Below are 15,599 nucleotides of genomic sequence, written 5' to 3' on the forward strand. Positions count from 1 at the left end.
GGCGCCTCCCGGCTGCCCAGCGTCGCCAACGCCGTCGTCACCGACGTGCAGGACCCGCTGCGCCAGGGCAGGGTCAAGCTCACCTTCCCCTGGCTGAACGACGCGTACGTCAGCGACTGGACGCGGTGCGTGCAGCTCGGCGGGAAGAGCGGCGGCGCACCCCGCGCCGCCGATTCCCCGAACTACGATCCCGACGCGGTGAGCTGGCTGCCCGCCGCCCGCCTCCTCGATCGCCGCGATCGCTCGATGGTCCTGCAGATCACCACCCGCCTGGTCTTCCCCACCATCATGGTGCTGTCGGTGTACTTCTTCTTCGCCGGCCACAACGCGCCCGGCGGCGGCTTCGCGGGTGGCCTGGTCGCCGGATTGGCCCTGACCCTGCGCTACCTGGCGGGTGGCCGATACGAACTGGGCGAAGCGCTCCCGGTCGACGCCGGGCACCTGCTCGGCGCCGGCCTCACCCTCGCGGCGGGCACCGCGACCGCGTCGCTGCTGCTCGGCGCACCGCCGCTGTCCTCGGCGATCATCGAGGTGACGCTGCCGCTGCTCGGTCACCTCAAACTGGTCACCGCCATGTTCTTCGACCTCGGCGTCTATCTGGTGATCGTCGGGCTGGTGCTGGACGTCCTGCGCAGCCTCGGCGCCCGCCTGGACAAGGAAATCCGATGAGTGCCGACCTCGTTCTCCTGATCACCATCGGCGTGCTCACCGCGTGCGGTGTCTACCTGCTGCTCGAGCGGGTGGTGTCGAAGATGCTGCTGGGGATGATCCTGCTCGGCAACGCGGTGAACCTGCTGATCCTCACGATGGGCGGCCCGGACGGAAAGCCACCGATCCTCGGCAGCGCCGACACCTCCCCCGACGGCATGGCCGATCCCCTCGCGCAGGCGATGGTGCTCACCGCGATCGTGATCACCATGGGCCTGGCGGCTTTCGTGCTCGCGCTGGCCTATCGCTCCTACATGCTGACCACCACCGAAGACGTGACCAACGACCCCGAGGACGCCCAGGTCGCCGCCCGCCGCGAACGGGAGGATCCCGAACAGTGACCCTGTCCCCGGAACTGTTGCCCGCCATCGCCCCACTGCCCGTACTGGTTCCGCTGCTCGCCGCCGCGGCGACGCTGGTGTTCGGCCGCCGCCCACGGCTCCAGGCGATGATCACGCTGACGGCACTGTCGGTGGTGCTGCTGATCAGCGCCCTGCTGCTGTATCTCGCCGACCGCGACGGCACCACCGCGGTGCAGGTGGGTGGCTGGCCGACCCCGATCGGCATCACGCTGGTGGTGGATCGGCTCAGCGCCGCGATGCTGCTGGTCTCGGCCTTCGTGCTGCTCGTGGTGTCGATCTACGGTGCGGGACAGAACATCTCCGATGGTGGCGAACACCAGCCGACCTCGATCTACCGGCCCACCTATCTGGTCCTGACCGCGGGCGTGTCGACCGCGTTCCTGGCCGGTGACCTGTTCAACCTGTTCGTCGGGTTCGAGGTCCTGCTCGTCGCCTCGTTCGTGCTGCTCACCGTGGGCGCCACCGAGGAACGGATCCGCACCGGCATCGCCTATGTGATGGTGTCGATGGTGTCGTCGCTGATCTTCCTGATCGGCATCGGCCTCACCTACGCGGCGACGGGCACCCTGAATCTCGCGCAACTGGCCGTGCGCCTGGAAGCGACGCCCAGTGGCGTGCGCACCGCCTGCTACGCGGTGCTGCTGGTCGCGTTCGGGATCAAGGCGGCGGTGTTCCCGCTGTCGAGCTGGCTGCCCGACTCCTACCCCACCGCACCCGCCCCGGTCACCGCGGTGTTCGCGGGTCTGCTCACCAAAGTCGGTGTGTACGCGATCATCCGCACGCACACGCTCTGGTTCCCCGACGGCGCGTTCGACAACATCCTGCTGGTGTGCGGACTGGCGACGATGATCGTCGGCATCCTCGGCGCCATCGCGCAGACCGATATCCGGCGACTGCTCTCGTTCACACTGGTCAGCCATATCGGCTACATGGTGTTCGGTATCGGTCTCGCCACCACCGCCGGCCTCACCGGCGCGGTGTTCTACGTGGCCCACCACATCCTGGTGCAGACCGCGCTGTTCCTCGCTGTCGGACTGATCGAACGCCAGGCCGGTTCGGTGTCGTTGCGCCGGATCGGCGGACTGGCCACCGCCAGTCCGCTGCTGGGCGTGCTGTTCCTTGTCCCTGCCCTGAATCTCGGTGGTATCCCGCCCTTCTCGGGATTCATCGGCAAGGTCACACTCCTGGAAGCCGGTGCCGCCGAGGGCAGCGTCCTGGCGTGGGTGCTGGTGGCGGGTTCGGTGATCACGAGCCTGCTCACGCTGTACGCGGTGGCGCGGGTCTGGAGCAAAGCGTTCTGGCGACCACGCGAAGAGGCGCCGGAAGGTCATCTCACCGCAGCGAATCTACCGACACTGGTGGAGGATTCGACCGATGTGTACTACGAGGATCGCACCGATCCCGGCCGGATGCCGGTCCTGATGGTGCTGGCCACCATCGGGCTCGTCTCCGCGGGCCTCGCGCTCACGGTGTTCGCCGGGCCGGTCCTCGGCATCGCCGAGCGCGCCGCCGGCGACCTGAACGACCCGTCGGTCTACATCGACTCGGTCCTCGGCCCGGTGCTGCGATGAGCCGATTCGTGAATCGCGACAATATCCTTCGCGTCGCCGTGCTGATCTGGCTCACCGCCGTCTGGGTCGCGCTGTGGGGCGATCTGAGTCTGGCCAACACCCTCGCCGGGTCCGTTGTCGCACTGATCGTGGTCTTCGCCCTGCCCCTCCCGTTGGTCCCGGTGTCCGGGCGTTTCCATCCGCTGTCGTTTCTCGAATTGATCGCTGTCGGTACCTATTACGCGCTCGAATCGAGCTTGCAGGTGGCCTGGTTCGCGATTCGGCCCAGCGGCCCGCCGGTCTCCGGCGTGCTGCGCGTGCATCTGGGCATCCAGTCCGATCTGGTGCTGGTGATGTGCACCGATCTGCTCAACCTGATCCCCGGCACCATGGTCCTCGAACTCGACCGCGCGCGCTGCGTGGTCTATGTCCACGTGCTCGATGTGGGCAGCGACGAGGCGGTGGTGAAGTTCTACCGCACCACCCGGCGCCTGGAACACCTGATGATCAATGCCTTCGAACGACCGAGCGAACGCCGCCGCGTCGAAACACCACCGGAGGTGCAACCATGACTGTCGTCGCCGTCATCGCCGCCGTCCTGCTCACGGCCGCCGCGGTGATCACCAGCTACCGCGTCCTCGCGGGGCCGAGCACCCTCGATCGCGTCGTCGGCATCGATTCACTGATGGCCATCGCCGCGTCCGGGCTCGCGGTGTGGGCCGCCTACAGCGGCGACACCACGGTGATCCCGGCGATCGTGGCCCTCGCGCTGGTCGGTTTCCTCGGCTCGGCCGCGGTCACCCGATTCCGGGTCAGGGACGACCGATGAGCGTCTGGGAATGGGTGTCGGCGGTGCTGATCCTCACCGGCTGCGCACTCGCGTTCACGGCGTCGATCGGCATCGTCCGCTTCCCCGACACCCTCACTCGGATGCACGCGGCCACCAAACCACAGGTGGTCGGCCTCATGCTGGTTCTCGTCGGCACCGGCATCGACATCCGCGACGACGTCAATGTCTGGATGCTCGTGCTCACCGGCCTGTTCACGATCATCACCGCGCCGGTCATCGCCCATCTCATCGGCCGCACCGCCTACCGCGAACAGCGCCACCGCGACGGGTTGTTCTAGGTGGCGGGCGTCGCGATTCGCTCGAGGGCCGGTGCGGGCGCGGTGGCGAACCAGGTGTTGTGGAAGGCGATCGCGACCGCGGCCAGCAACCCGATGACGATCGCGCCCGCCGCCACCGGATACTCCGCCATCGGCACCGCCAGGTACCGGTAGGACAGCAGCAGCCCCGCGAACACCGCCACCCCGAAGCCGACCAGCCGGATCCGGAAGCCGCCCCAACCCCGCTCGGGCGCGCGCAGCGCCGACTCGACGGTCAGGCACAGCACCGCGCCCGCCACGAGGTCGACGCCGTAGTGATACCCGAAACCCAGTGTGGCGATGACCGTGGCAGCCAGCCAGAACGCCCCGCCCCAGCGCATCCAGACCGGGGCTCGCGACCCGTCGACATCGCGCCGGGTGTGGATGAACAGCGACAGTGCCCACGCGGTGTGCATGGAGGGCATGCAGTTGCGCGGGGTGAACTCGTCGAAGGTGAGCGCGGCCGGGTTCGAATCGAGCGGCGGCATCGCGGCGGGCCAGAAATTGCCCACCTGGAAGCCGTGCCCGTCGGCACCGAACGCGAACATCGGCCCGACCACCGGGAACAGCACGTAGAACAGCGGCCCGACCAGACCGAGCACCAGGAAGGTGCGCACCAGGTAGTGGGTCGGCCACTGCCCGGTCGTGACCACTGTGCGCAACTGCCATACCGCCACCGCGATCGCGGCCACCGGCAATTCGATGTAGACCCAGTGCAGCACCGCGTACACCTCGGGCCCGAGCACATCCAGCACACGCCCGACGACCCACGACGGATCACCGAGCGCGTGATCGGCGAGCAGCACGTATTCGTCGAGCACGGTGGGCCGCACCGCCGAAGTCAGGTGCAGCCACACATCGCCGACCTTGGTGGCCAGCACCAGCAGCGCACCGAGCGCGACGGCCGTCAACGCGTCGCGGCGTTCACGACCCCGCCATCGCACTGCCGCGACGACAGCCAGCGCGGCCAGCACGATCGTCGGCCCGTTGCCGACGGTGAACGGCTTGCCGTCGATGAGTCGCAGCGCGACCCACACCGCGTCGATCCCGATCGCGGCGGCCAGCGCGAACACCCGGCGGCGCGTGGAGATCCCGACGAGCGCGAGCACCAGTCCCGCCCACGGCACCGACATCGACTTGGGCGTACCGACGAAGTCGCGAGCCAGGCTGGCCAGCGGTCCGTCGAAACCCATGATCCACGCGACGATCTGCAATCCGACCAGCAGCGCGAGCACTGCGGCCACCCCGACGACGGCGAGTGTGCGTGGTTCACGCAGACGCGAACCGAGGGCGGCACCCCCCGCAACGTCGCGCGGATGTTCGACAAGCATCCGACCATCGTAAACGGCGGGTGAACGCGATCTCCCCGGGCAGCTGAACGCTACTGGTCCAGCTCGCGCACCAGCGCGTCGACGACCGCGACCATGTCGCCCTGTGTCTGCGCGGCGACCCGGCGTTGCCGCTGGTAGGAGGCACCGTGACGGGGAATGTCAGCCACCGCGGCCAGCTCGGCGGCGCAGCCGAGACGCTTCGCGGTCGGCTCCAGCCGGGTGAGCAGATCCATCAGATCGTCGGTGACCAAACGCTCATTGCTGGCGTCGTCGACGATCACGATCGCGTCGAGCCCGTAGCGCGCGGCGCGCCATTTGTTCTCCTGCACATGCCATGGCGGCAGCGTCGGCAGTTGCTCGCCGTTCTCGAGGCGCTGATCCAGGTCGACGATCAGGCAGTGGATCAGCGCGGCCACCGAGGCCAGTTCGGTGCGGCTGGACAGCCCGTCGCACACGCGCACCTCGATGGTGCCCCACTTGGGCGCGGGCCGGATATCCCAGTGCATCCCACCGAGCTGTTCGAACACACCGGTTTTCATCTGGTCGTGCACGAAACCTTCGAACTGGCGCCAGTTCTCGAACTGGAACGGCAGCCCGGCGGTCGGCAACTGCTGGAACATCAGCGCCCGGTTGCTGGCGTAGCCGGTGTCGTCACCGGACCACATCGGCGACGACGCCGACAGCGCGAGCAGATGCGGATACGACAGCAGCAGCGAGTTCAGGATCGGAAAGACCTTGTCCCGGTGCGACACTCCGACATGCACGTGGACGCCCCAGATGAGCATCTGGCGGCCCCACCACTGGGTGCGTTCGATCAGTTCGTCGTAATGCGGTGAGCGCGTGAGCTGTTGGGCCGACCACGCCGCGAACGGGTGGGTGCCCGCGCAGAACAGGTCGACACCGAGCGGATCGGCCGCGCGCCGCACCGCGTTCATGGTGCCGTGCAGGTCTTCGACCGCGCCGCCGACCGTGTCGTGCACGCCGGTCACCAATTCGACCGTGTTGCGCAGCAGTTCCTTGGTGACCTGCTGGGTGCCGTCGTGGGCGCGCAGGTCACCGACCGCGTCGAAGACCGCCGAAGCCGTGTTGGACAGATCCCGCGTCACCTTGTCGACGAGCGCGATCTCCCATTCGATGCCGATGGTCGGCCGGGGCGAACCGCGAAACGAAACCGACTCGAATGCCCCGGCCATGGGAGTGTCTCGCTAACCGACGACGCCGCACGCCACCCGGGCGCCCGCATCACCGGTGGTCAGCGTGGTTTCGTCCGGCCCGGTGCCACCCTCGCGGGTGTAGCGCGGCGGGATGTTGCCGAAGTTGTCGGCGCCGCCGTGGATGATCAGCGCCTTGCCCTTGACGTTGTCGAGGGTGACCGAGTCGGTCCGGGTGACCAGCTTCGCGGAGCCGTCGGCGCCGACCTGCAGCGAGGTGAGGTCACCGCTGGCCGGGTGCGCGGTGGCACCGCCGACCTGCAGATGCCCACCGGCCGAGGCGAAGTCGCCCTCACAGGTGCCGTTCTGGTGGAAGTGCAGGCCGTGGAAGCCGGGCGTCAGACCGCGCGCCTCGACGGTGACGACCAGGTGGCCGCCCTCCTGGACGATGGTCGCGGTGCCGACCTCGGCGCCCGCACCGTTCTTGAGCGAGGTCTTCAGGCCGCCCGCCACGCCACCGTGGTCGTCGCCGTGGCCGGGAGCCGCGGTCTCCGACGGTGCGGCGTGACCGCCACCATGACCGCCGCTTTCGCCCGCGGGTGCCGCCGAGCTGGTCCACACCGGCGGCGTGGTGCCCTTGACGTCACTCGACTCCTGGCTGTTGGTGCAGGCTGCGAGCCCGAACGCGGCGACCGCGAGCACCGGGGTCACAATGCGCCAGGACGGGCGACGAGTTGTCGACGTGGCCATCAGGGGACTCCTTATCGGACTGGGGCTATACCGCTCAAGATGATGCCACAGCGGCGACACGGCCTACGGCACCGCGTGCCGCGCCTGGTTCAGCGACCGGTCAGTACGACGACGACACCCGGCGAGGTGTCCCCCGACTTGGGCGCGACCGTCCCGCCGACCTGCTCGGCGATCTCGGTGGCCGCGGCCTTGTCGCGCGCGCCGCCGCCGTAATACACGGTGGTGGTGGTCAGGTTCTCACCGCTGTAGTTGCCGGTGCTCACGTTGGTCCAGCCCGCGGTGGTCAGTTCGCTCGCGGTGCGCGCGGCCAGGCCGGCGACCAGGCTGTTGTTCAGCACCCGCACCGATACCGTCTGATCCGTGCCGCCCGTAGCCGGTGCCGTGGTGGTGGTCGTCGGTGCGACGGAAGTCGTGGTGGTGGTCGGGGCGGCGGCCGCGCTGGTGGTCTTCGGCGCGGGCGTAGTGGCAGGCGCCTGCGCGACCGCGCTGGAGGTGGTGGTCTCGGTCTGCTCGGTATCCGATGCCACGGCATCGGAGTTCGACAGCGACATCGCACCCAGACCGGCGAAGACAATGGCCAGCGCGATCAACACCATCGCCAGCGCGCGCAACGGCGGGCCGCCGGGGGTGGGGTTCGGGTTGCTCACCCGCCCAACCCTAGTCGCAACGAAGGGTGTGTGGCCGTCATGTCAGACCTGGAAACCGAGTTTGCGGGCCGCACGCGATTTCTGCCTGCTCGCTCGCAGCCTGCGCAGCCGCTTGACCAGCATCGGGTCGGCGGCCAGCGCCGCGTCGGAGTCGACGACAGCGTTGAGGACCTGGTAGTACCGGGTGGCCGACATGGCGAACAGCTCGCGGATCGCGTCTTCCTTGGCGCCCGCGTATTTCCACCATTTGCGCTCGAAGTCCAGGATGTCGAGTTCACGACGACTCAGACCGGTGCTCTCGTCGGCGGCCGAATCCTGTTCGCCCGCAGTGTGGCCCTGCGCGATGTGCCGAGCTGCTGCGCCGTCCATCTTGCTCCCTCGCCGAGTATCACGAGATGGGTAGATACCGTCGTCATTCAACCACGGGTTCCCCCGATCCTTCGACCCATGTCACGGCGTGTTGACTGAAGGCCAGTAGGGGTGGCGCGGCCCACAGGGGTCCGCCGATCGTCCGCCCGCGCCAGCGGCGATAATGGCGAGCATGGCAATTCTCCCGATCGTGATCGTCGGTGACCCCGTTCTCCACAACCCCACCGCGAAGGTGACGGAGACCCCCGCGGAGCTGGCCGAGCTCATCGCGGATATGTACGACACTCTCGAAGAGTCCAAGGGTGTCGGCCTGGCGGCCAATCAGGTCGGCGTCGGCAAGCGCCTGTTCGTCTACGACTGCCCCGACTTCGACGCCACCGGCAATCCCCTCCGCCGCAAGGGCGTGGTGGTGAACCCGGTGCTGGAGACCTCGGCGATCCCCGAGACCATGCCCGACCCCGACGACGACGAGGAAGGCTGCCTGTCGGTGCCCGGCGAGCAGTTCCCGACCGGTCGCGCGGACTGGGCGAAGGTCACCGGGACCGACGCGAACGGCGAGCCCGTGGAACTCGAGGGCACCGGCTTCTTCGCGCGCATGCTCCAGCACGAGGTCGGCCACCTCGACGGTTTCCTCTACGTCGACGTGCTGATCGGCCGCAATGCCCGCGCCGCCAAGAAGGCGATCAAGCGAAACGGTTGGGGCACACCGGGTCTGAGCTGGATCCCGGGAACGGTTCCTGATCCGTTCGGTCATGACGACTGATATCCCCCTCGGCCGCCGGGTGGTGATGCGGTACCAGCTGCCCGCGGGTTATCCCCAGCCACTCACCGACGTGATCGGCGAACTGGTGTCGCTCACGCCGCCGTCGGTGCGGACCGCCGAGGGTGAGCTGGTCTCGGTGTCCGCCGATCGCGTTGTGGCGTTGAAGGCGCTGGGGCCCAGGCCCATTCGGACCAAGGAGATCCGGTCGCTGGAGACCGCGGCGGCCATGGCCTGGCCGGGCAGCGCGCACCTGTGGATCGACGGCTGGCTGGTACGAGCGGGCAACGGCTACACCGGGCGCGCGAATTCGGCGGTGCCGCTGGGCGAGTCGGGTGTGCCCGCGGTGTTGTCGATCGACACCATGCGCAAGATCGCGGACTGGTACACGAGTCAGGGGTTGCCGCTGCTGCTGCAACTGCCCGACCGGCTCGCTCCCGTCCCGCCGACCTGGAACACCTGGAGCGAGACCGTGGTCCTCGGTCTCGACATCGCGAATTTCGTGCTGCCGCAGGGACCGTCGATGGTGCGCATCACCGACGAGCCAGAGGACGGTTGGTTGCGAACGCACCGCTACCGCGGCGAGATTCCCCTCGACCCCTCCGTGCGCGAACCGGACCGTGCCGTGCTCACCTCGGTCCTGGACGGCACTCTCGGTTTCGCGTCCCTCGGCCTGCCCGAACCCCTGTCCATCGGCCGCGGCGCGGTGACCACCGCCCCCGACGGCCGGCGCTGGGTCGGGCTCACCTGTGTGGCCGTGGCGACCGCGCACCGCCGCAACGGACTCGGCGCGCTGCTGTGCGCCGAACTGATCCGGTGGGGTGCCGAGCTGGGCGCGAGCCACGCCTACGTCCAGGTGGAGGTGGGCAATTCCGGCGCCCTCGCCCTCTACCGCGAACTCGGCTTCATGGAGCACCACGCCTATCGCTACGCCGCCCCGCAGAGTCATTAGCCTCGAAAGGACCGTCACAACCGTGCGTCTCGCCACCTGGAACGTCAACTCGATCCGCTCCCGCGTCGATCGGGCGATCGCTTTTCTGGACCGTCACGACATCGATGTGCTGGCGTTGCAGGAGACCAAGTGCCGTGACGATCAGTTCCCGTTCGAGCAGTTCGAGGCGGCGGGGTACGAGGTGGCGCACGTGGGGCTCAATCAGTGGAACGGTGTCGCGATCGTGTCGCGGGTCGGGCTCACCGATGTCGAGCTCGCGTTCCCCGATCAGCCCGGCTTCGACAAGAACGCCGGCGATTCGCTGATCGAATCGCCGGTGGTCGAGTCGCGCGCGATCGGTGCGACCTGCGGCGGGGTGCGGGTGTGGAGCCTCTACGTCCCCAACGGGCGCACGCTCGCCGACCCGCACTACACCTACAAACTGAACTGGCTCTCGACCCTGCGCGCGCAGGCGGCAGGCTGGCTGGCCGACGACCCGCAGGCGAAGATCGCGCTGGTCGGCGACTGGAACATCGCCCCCACCGACGACGATGTCTGGGCGCCGGAACTGTTCGTCGGCAAGACCCACACGTCCGCGCCCGAACGCGAGGCGTTCCAGTCCATGCTCGACATCGGCTTCCGCGATGTGATGCGCCCGTTCGCGCCCGGCCCCGGCGTCTACACCTATTGGGACTACACCCAGCTGCGTTTCCCCCGCAAAGAGGGCATGCGCATCGACTTCATCCTCGCCTCCCCCGCCCTCGCCGACCAGATCAAGGACGCTTCGGTGGATCGCGAGGAACGCAAGGGCAAGGGCGCCAGCGACCACGCACCGGTGATCGCCGAATTCTGACGGATCCGCCACGCGTTCTCGGTTACGTTGGAGGTGGAAGTTTCAGCCTGCAACGTAGCGGGAGGCGCGCCTCATGTCGTTTTATCGCAGGGTCGGAACGGTGCCGCCGAAGCGGCATACGCAGCATCGGGATGCGCGCGGCAACCTCTACTACGAAGAGTTGATGGGCGAGGAGGGGTTCTCCGGGGACTCCTCGCTGCTGTATCACCGCGCGCTGCCGCCCGCGATCGTCGACGCTACGGTCTGGGAGCTGCCCGACCAGACGTTGACGCCGAATCATCCCCTGCACCACCGGCATCTGCGGCTGCCGCTGCTGTTTCCCGGCGATACGGCAACGACGACGGACCCGGTGACCGGGCGCAGGTTGCTGCTGGCCAATGCCGATGTGCGGATCTCGTACGTGGTCGCCAAGGGCGCGTCCCCGCTGTACCGCAATGCCATCGGCGACGAGCTGGTGTACGTGGAATCCGGTGCGGCCGTGGTGGAGAGCGTCTTCGGGATCGTGCCGGTCCGCCAGGGCGATCAGGTGCTCATGCCGCGCGCCACGACCCACCGCTGGCTGCCGATGGGTGAGGAACCGTTGCGCGCGTATGTGATCGAGGCATCGAGCCACATCACCCCGCCCAAGCGCTATCTCTCGAAGTTCGGTCAGCTACTGGAGAATTCGCCGTATTGCGAGCGGGATCTGCACGGGCCACTCGAATTGCTGCTCGTCGAGGACACCGAGGTGGAGGTGCTGGTCAAGCATCGGGCGGGCACCGAGGTGATCGGCACCAGAATGACCTACGCGACGCATCCGTTCGATGTGGTCGGCTGGGACGGCTGCCTGTACCCGTACACGTTCAACATCGCCGATTTCGAGCCGCTGACCGGCCGCGTTCATCAGCCGCCGCCGGTGCATCAGGCCTTCGAGGCCACCAATTTCGTCATCTGCAATTTCGTGCCGCGCAAGGTCGACTATCACCCCCTGTCGATTCCGGTGCCGTACTACCACTCGAATGTGGATTCCGACGAGATCATGTTCTATTGCGGCGGGAGCTATGAGGCGCGCAAGGGTTCCGGTATCGCCCAGGGTTCGGTGTCGGTGCATCCCGGTGGTTACGCGCACGGCCCACAGCCCGGTGCCTATGAACGCAGTATCGGGGCGGAGTTCTTCGACGAGCTGGCGGTGATGGTGGATACGTTCCGCCCGCTGCAACTCGGCGAAGGGGCGCTGGCCTGCGAAGATCCCGCGTACGCGTGGACCTGGTCCGGTCGCGGGCCGGGGCTCGCATGAGTGAGCGCAGCGGCGTGGACGGCGGCCGATGACGGGCGCGCAGGTGTTGCGCGTGGAGGTACCGGAAGACTCGCTGTTCGGGCCGGAGAATATGCCCTACGGCGTATTCGCACCCCCCGGCGGTGCCCTCCGGGTCGGTTGCCGCTTGGGCGATATGGTGCTCGATCTGGCTGTGCTGCTGGATGATCCGGTGTTCGCTCGCCCCGAGATGAACGCGTTTCTGGCGCAGGGTTCCGGCCGCTGGCGTGAGGTCCGCGCGAGGTTGCGCGCGCTCGCGGACACGGCGCTGCCGATCGATGCCGTGTATCCCTTGACCGCTGTGCGGATGGCACTGCCGGTACGGATCGGCGACTATGTCGATTTCTACGCCAGCATCGACCACGCCACCAACCTCGGCAGGCTCTTCCGTCCGGACAGCGCACCGCTGCTGCCGAATTGGCGGCACCTGCCGGTGGGGTACCACGGCCGGGCGGGCACCGTCGTCGTCTCGGACACCCCGGTCATCAGGCCGCGGGGACAACGCCGAACCGCCGCGGGCACACCTGATTTCGGACCGTCGCAGCGGCTGGACATCGAGGCCGAACTGGGCTTCGTCGTCGGCTCCGGATCCACGCTCGGCGCACCGGTCACCGTCGACGAGTTCACCGAGCACGTGTTCGGCGTCGCCCTGGTCAACGACTGGTCTGCCCGCGATATCCAGGCCTGGGAGTACCAGCCGCTCGGCCCCTTCCTCGGCAAGTCGTTCACCACGTCGCTCTCGGCCTGGATCACCCCGCTGGCCGCGCTGACCCAGGCGCGGGTGCCGCTACCCGCACAGGACCCAGAACCTCTCCCCTACCTGCGCGGTACCGGCGACTTCGGCCTCGACATCGACCTGACCGTCGCCTGGAACGGCGAGGTCGTCGCGCATCCGCCCTACTCACGCATGTACTGGTCACCCGCGCAGATGCTTGCCCACCTCACCGCGAACGGCGCCTCGATCCGGCCCGGCGACCTCTACGCCTCCGGCACCATCTCCGGGCCGGAGCCGTCCCAGCGCGGGTCTTTCATCGAATTGTCCTGGGGTGGAACACAGCCCATCACAGTGAAGGATCAGACCCGCACATTTCTGGCCGACGGCGACGAGGTGACGATCACCGCCACCGCGCCGGGCACCGAGGGCAGGCGGATCGGCCTCGGCGCGGTCGGCGGCCGAATCCTGCGGGCACGCGATACCTGAGACACCGCTAGCGGTTGTGGGCCGTCCTCCGCGTCCACCCAGGGGCGGAGATGGTACTCGGCCGACCTCCACCCCGAGGCGGTATCGGATATAATTCGACGCGGGATACGGTGACGGTTCGAACGTTTCCGAGCAGAGGGCACCCGACGATGTTGACGAGAATCGCCCGCACCGCCGTTGCCCGACCACGATGGGTGGTCGCGGTTGCGCTGGTGCTGATGGTGTTGTGCGGCGCGATCGGCGCCACCGTGCACTCGCACATGAAATCGGGCGGATTCGTCACCTCCGATCTCGATTCGGTCCAGGCCAGTCAATACCTGAGCGAACACTTCCCCGGCAGCGAGCCCAACTACGTCCTGACGATCACCGCCGAGGGTGTGGCCGACTCCGCCGCCGCACGCGCCGCCGCCGACCGCGCGCTCGCCGTCCTCGGCGCACATCCCGAGATCGTCAGCGGTGTCCAGTCGTACTGGACCGCGCGCCCCGACCTCAAACAGGCGATGCTCAGCAAGGACCGCACCCACGCGCTCATCCTGGCCAGCATCGAGGGCGACGACGCCGAACTGCCCGTCCGGGCGGCCCAGCTGAGCGAAGAACTACAGGTCGAGAGCGGTCCGGTGACGGTCAAGGCCGGTGGGCTCGCCGCCTCCTTCGCCGATATCAACACCCAGATCAGCAAAGACCTGATCATCGCCGAGGCGATCGCGATCCCGATCACCGGCCTGCTGCTGGCGCTGGTGTTCGGCAGCCTCATGGCCGCCGCGCTGCCGGTCGCGATCGGGCTGTTCGCCATCGCGGCGTCGCTGGGCATTCTGCGGGTGCTGACCGCGCTCGCCGATGTGTCGATCTTCGCGCTGAACATGACCACGGCACTCGGACTGGCGTTGGCGATCGACTACAGCCTGTTCATCGTCAGTCGATATCGCGAAGAGCTGGCGGCGGGCCTTACCCCGACCGCGGCGGTGACCCGTGCGATCCAAACCGCCGGTCGTACGGTCGTGTACTCGGCGCTGGTCGTCGCGCTCTCGCTGTCGGCGCTGCTGGTGTTCCCGCAGTACTTCTTCAAGTCGTTCGCTTACGCGGGTATCGCCGTGGTCGCCGCCGCGGCGGCCGCCGCGGTGATCGTGCTGCCCGCCCTGCTCGTTCTGGTGGGTCACCGCATCGATTCGGGCGACCTGCGCGCACCGATGCGCCGGCTGTTCCGGCTGGCCCCGAGGACGGAAAAGGAACCGCGCCAGACCTTCTGGTATCGCCTGGTCAACGCGGTGATGAAGCGTCCGTTGCCGATCGCCCTGGCCACCACCGCGTTCCTGCTGCTGCTCGGCTCGCCGTTCCTGGGTGTCCAGTTCGGCTACCCCGACGACCGGTCGCTGCCCACCGATGTCGCCAGTCGCGAAGTGGGCGACATCCTGCGTACCGAATTCGATGCCGACCTGGCCTCGAGCGCGACCATCGTGCTACCCGAATTCCGGGGCAGCACAGCCGAACTCGACACCTACGCCCGCGACCTGTCCAAGGTGCCCGACGTACCGGCCGTGCTCAGCAGCGCGGCGGTGTACCGCAACGGGCTGCGGGTGGCCCCTGGCGTGCCCGAGATGACGGACCCGCAACACGGCGCCTACCTGTCGGTCGCCACCACGGTCGACCCCTACTCCGACGCGGGCGGCGACCAACTCGACACCCTGCGCGCCGTTCCCGCGCCGTCGAAAGCCCTGATCACCGGCTCGGCCGCGCTGAACCAGGACTCGGTCAACGCGATCACCGGCAAACTGCCGCTGGCGGGCGCGCTGATCGCGCTCACCACGCTGGTGCTGCTGTTCCTGTTCACCGGCAGCGTGGTGCTGCCGGTGAAGGCACTGATCCTCAACATCCTGTCGCTGGCGGCGACGTTCGGCGCGATGGTGTGGATCTTCCAGGAAGGCCACCTGTCGGGCCTGCTCGGCTTCACCGCGACCGGCACCCTCAACCTGGCCATGCCCATCCTCATGTTCAGCCTGGCGTTCGGCGCGTCCATGGACTACGAGGTCTTCCTGCTGTCGCGGATCCGCGAGGAATGGCTGGCCGGGCCGAAGACCACCGAGGGCAATACCGAGGCGGTCGCGATGGGCGTGGCCCGCACGGGACGCATCTTCACCGCCGCCGCGCTGCTGATGAGCATCGTGTTCCTCGGCGTCGCCAGCTCCGGCGTGTCGATGATGAAGCTGTTCGGCCTCGGCTGCGCACTCGCGGTGATCAGCGACGCGACCGTGATCCGCGGCCTGCTCGCCCCCGCGCTCATGCGGATGATGGGCACCTGGAACTGGTGGGCGCCGAAGCCGCTGGTGGCACTGCACAACAAGTTCGGGCTGCAAGAAGCCGACGACATGCCGGCCTCGGTCGAGCGCCAGCTGACCGAATCCGGCACCCGATAGCGAACGATCAGGCCGCCGCCTAGACTGCACACCAGCCACGCATGCCCCGACCTCGAGGAGGGGCTCGCCGCGAAGCGGCGGTTCGCGGCCGTCCCGCCGATGGGAGGCCGTTGCGTAGGTGACGAAGGAGCAAGC

General features: G+C 68.2%; 17 protein-coding genes. 12 read left to right on the plus strand and 5 right to left on the minus strand.

All coding sequences use genetic code 11. The annotated features are described in order from the left end of the window. From ACFWF3_RS04380 to mnhG, 6 genes are all read left to right on the plus strand, one after another. Positions 1 to 669, plus strand: a 669-nt coding sequence (locus ACFWF3_RS04380) for an MnhB domain-containing protein (protein WP_379312405.1), incomplete at its 5' end; no start/stop codon positions are given. After that, positions 666 to 1,049: a Na(+)/H(+) antiporter subunit C gene (locus tag ACFWF3_RS04385; protein WP_378991207.1), complete on the plus strand. Its 384-nt coding sequence runs from the start codon at positions 666 to 668 to the stop codon at positions 1,047 to 1,049. The genes ACFWF3_RS04380 and ACFWF3_RS04385, both read left to right, overlap by 4 nt. Continuing rightward, positions 1,046 to 2,641 carry a Na+/H+ antiporter subunit D gene (locus tag ACFWF3_RS04390; protein ID WP_378991209.1) on the plus strand — a complete coding sequence of 532 codons (1,596 nt, stop codon included), beginning with the start codon at positions 1,046 to 1,048 and terminating at the stop codon, positions 2,639 to 2,641. The genes ACFWF3_RS04385 and ACFWF3_RS04390 overlap by 4 nt, the downstream gene beginning before the upstream one ends. Positions 2,642 to 2,649: 8 nt before the next feature. Further along, positions 2,650 to 3,192 (plus strand): Na+/H+ antiporter subunit E, encoded by a 543-nt coding sequence (locus tag ACFWF3_RS04395; protein WP_379312406.1) that lies wholly within the window; start codon positions 2,650 to 2,652, stop codon positions 3,190 to 3,192. After that, positions 3,189 to 3,449, plus strand: a complete 261-nt coding sequence (locus tag ACFWF3_RS04400) for a monovalent cation/H+ antiporter complex subunit F (RefSeq protein ID WP_067450173.1) — start codon at positions 3,189 to 3,191, stop codon at positions 3,447 to 3,449. The genes ACFWF3_RS04395 and ACFWF3_RS04400 overlap by 4 nt, the downstream gene beginning before the upstream one ends. Then, entirely contained in the window at positions 3,446 to 3,748 is a 303-nt protein-coding gene (gene mnhG, locus ACFWF3_RS04405; RefSeq protein ID WP_378991213.1) for a monovalent cation/H(+) antiporter subunit G, read from the plus strand. Before ACFWF3_RS04400 ends, mnhG begins: the two co-directional genes overlap by 4 nt. Here mnhG and ACFWF3_RS04410 read toward each other — a convergent pair. From ACFWF3_RS04410 to ACFWF3_RS04430, 5 genes are all read right to left on the minus strand, one after another. Continuing rightward, the gene (locus ACFWF3_RS04410; RefSeq protein ID WP_379312407.1) at positions 3,745 to 5,097 is read right to left on the minus strand and encodes a DUF5933 domain-containing protein; all 1,353 of its coding nucleotides are present in this window, start codon (positions 5,095 to 5,097) and stop codon (positions 3,745 to 3,747) included. The genes mnhG and ACFWF3_RS04410 overlap by 4 nt on opposite strands. Before the next feature lie 50 nt (positions 5,098 to 5,147). Further along, a complete protein-coding gene (locus ACFWF3_RS04415; RefSeq protein WP_378991215.1) occupies positions 5,148 to 6,290 on the minus strand; it encodes a glutamate--cysteine ligase in 1,143 nt (380 codons plus the stop codon). Positions 6,291 to 6,302: 12 nt separating this feature from the next. Further along, positions 6,303 to 6,998, minus strand: a complete 696-nt coding sequence (locus ACFWF3_RS04420) for a superoxide dismutase family protein (RefSeq protein ID WP_378633796.1) — start codon at positions 6,996 to 6,998, stop codon at positions 6,303 to 6,305. Positions 6,999 to 7,087: 89 nt separating this feature from the next. After that, positions 7,088 to 7,645 carry a LytR C-terminal domain-containing protein gene (locus ACFWF3_RS04425; RefSeq protein WP_378991216.1) on the minus strand — a complete coding sequence of 186 codons (558 nt, stop codon included), beginning with the start codon at positions 7,643 to 7,645 and terminating at the stop codon, positions 7,088 to 7,090. Positions 7,646 to 7,687: 42 nt separating this feature from the next. Further along, complete coding sequence (locus ACFWF3_RS04430) at positions 7,688 to 8,014, minus strand: DUF3263 domain-containing protein (protein WP_378991218.1); 327 nt, start codon at positions 8,012 to 8,014, stop codon at positions 7,688 to 7,690. A gap of 172 nt (positions 8,015 to 8,186) precedes the next feature. On the opposite strand from ACFWF3_RS04430, the gene ACFWF3_RS04435 reads away from it, so the two are divergent. The 6 genes from ACFWF3_RS04435 (at position 8,187) to ACFWF3_RS04460 (ending at position 15,464) form a co-directional block, all read left to right on the plus strand. After that, positions 8,187 to 8,777: a peptide deformylase gene (locus ACFWF3_RS04435; protein ID WP_378991220.1), complete on the plus strand. Its 591-nt coding sequence runs from the start codon at positions 8,187 to 8,189 to the stop codon at positions 8,775 to 8,777. Then, the gene (locus ACFWF3_RS04440; protein ID WP_379312408.1) at positions 8,767 to 9,726 is read left to right on the plus strand and encodes a GNAT family N-acetyltransferase; all 960 of its coding nucleotides are present in this window, start codon (positions 8,767 to 8,769) and stop codon (positions 9,724 to 9,726) included. The genes ACFWF3_RS04435 and ACFWF3_RS04440 overlap by 11 nt, the downstream gene beginning before the upstream one ends. 22 nt (positions 9,727 to 9,748) lie before the next feature. Further along, a complete protein-coding gene (locus tag ACFWF3_RS04445; protein ID WP_379312409.1) occupies positions 9,749 to 10,558 on the plus strand; it encodes an exodeoxyribonuclease III in 810 nt (269 codons plus the stop codon). A 73-nt stretch (positions 10,559 to 10,631) separates the two neighbouring features. Beyond that, positions 10,632 to 11,834 (plus strand): homogentisate 1,2-dioxygenase, encoded by a 1,203-nt coding sequence (locus ACFWF3_RS04450; RefSeq protein WP_379312410.1) that lies wholly within the window; start codon positions 10,632 to 10,634, stop codon positions 11,832 to 11,834. Positions 11,835 to 11,862: 28 nt separating this feature from the next. Further along, positions 11,863 to 13,053 carry a fumarylacetoacetase gene (fahA, locus tag ACFWF3_RS04455; RefSeq protein WP_379312411.1) on the plus strand — a complete coding sequence of 397 codons (1,191 nt, stop codon included), beginning with the start codon at positions 11,863 to 11,865 and terminating at the stop codon, positions 13,051 to 13,053. Positions 13,054 to 13,202: 149 nt separating this feature from the next. Next, complete coding sequence (locus ACFWF3_RS04460) at positions 13,203 to 15,464, plus strand: MMPL family transporter (RefSeq protein WP_379312412.1); 2,262 nt, start codon at positions 13,203 to 13,205, stop codon at positions 15,462 to 15,464. Positions 15,465 to 15,599: the final 135 nt, after the last annotated feature.

The organism is Nocardia sp. NPDC060220 (assembly GCF_042727815.1).
Lineage (GTDB): Bacteria > Actinomycetota > Actinomycetes > Mycobacteriales > Mycobacteriaceae > Nocardia.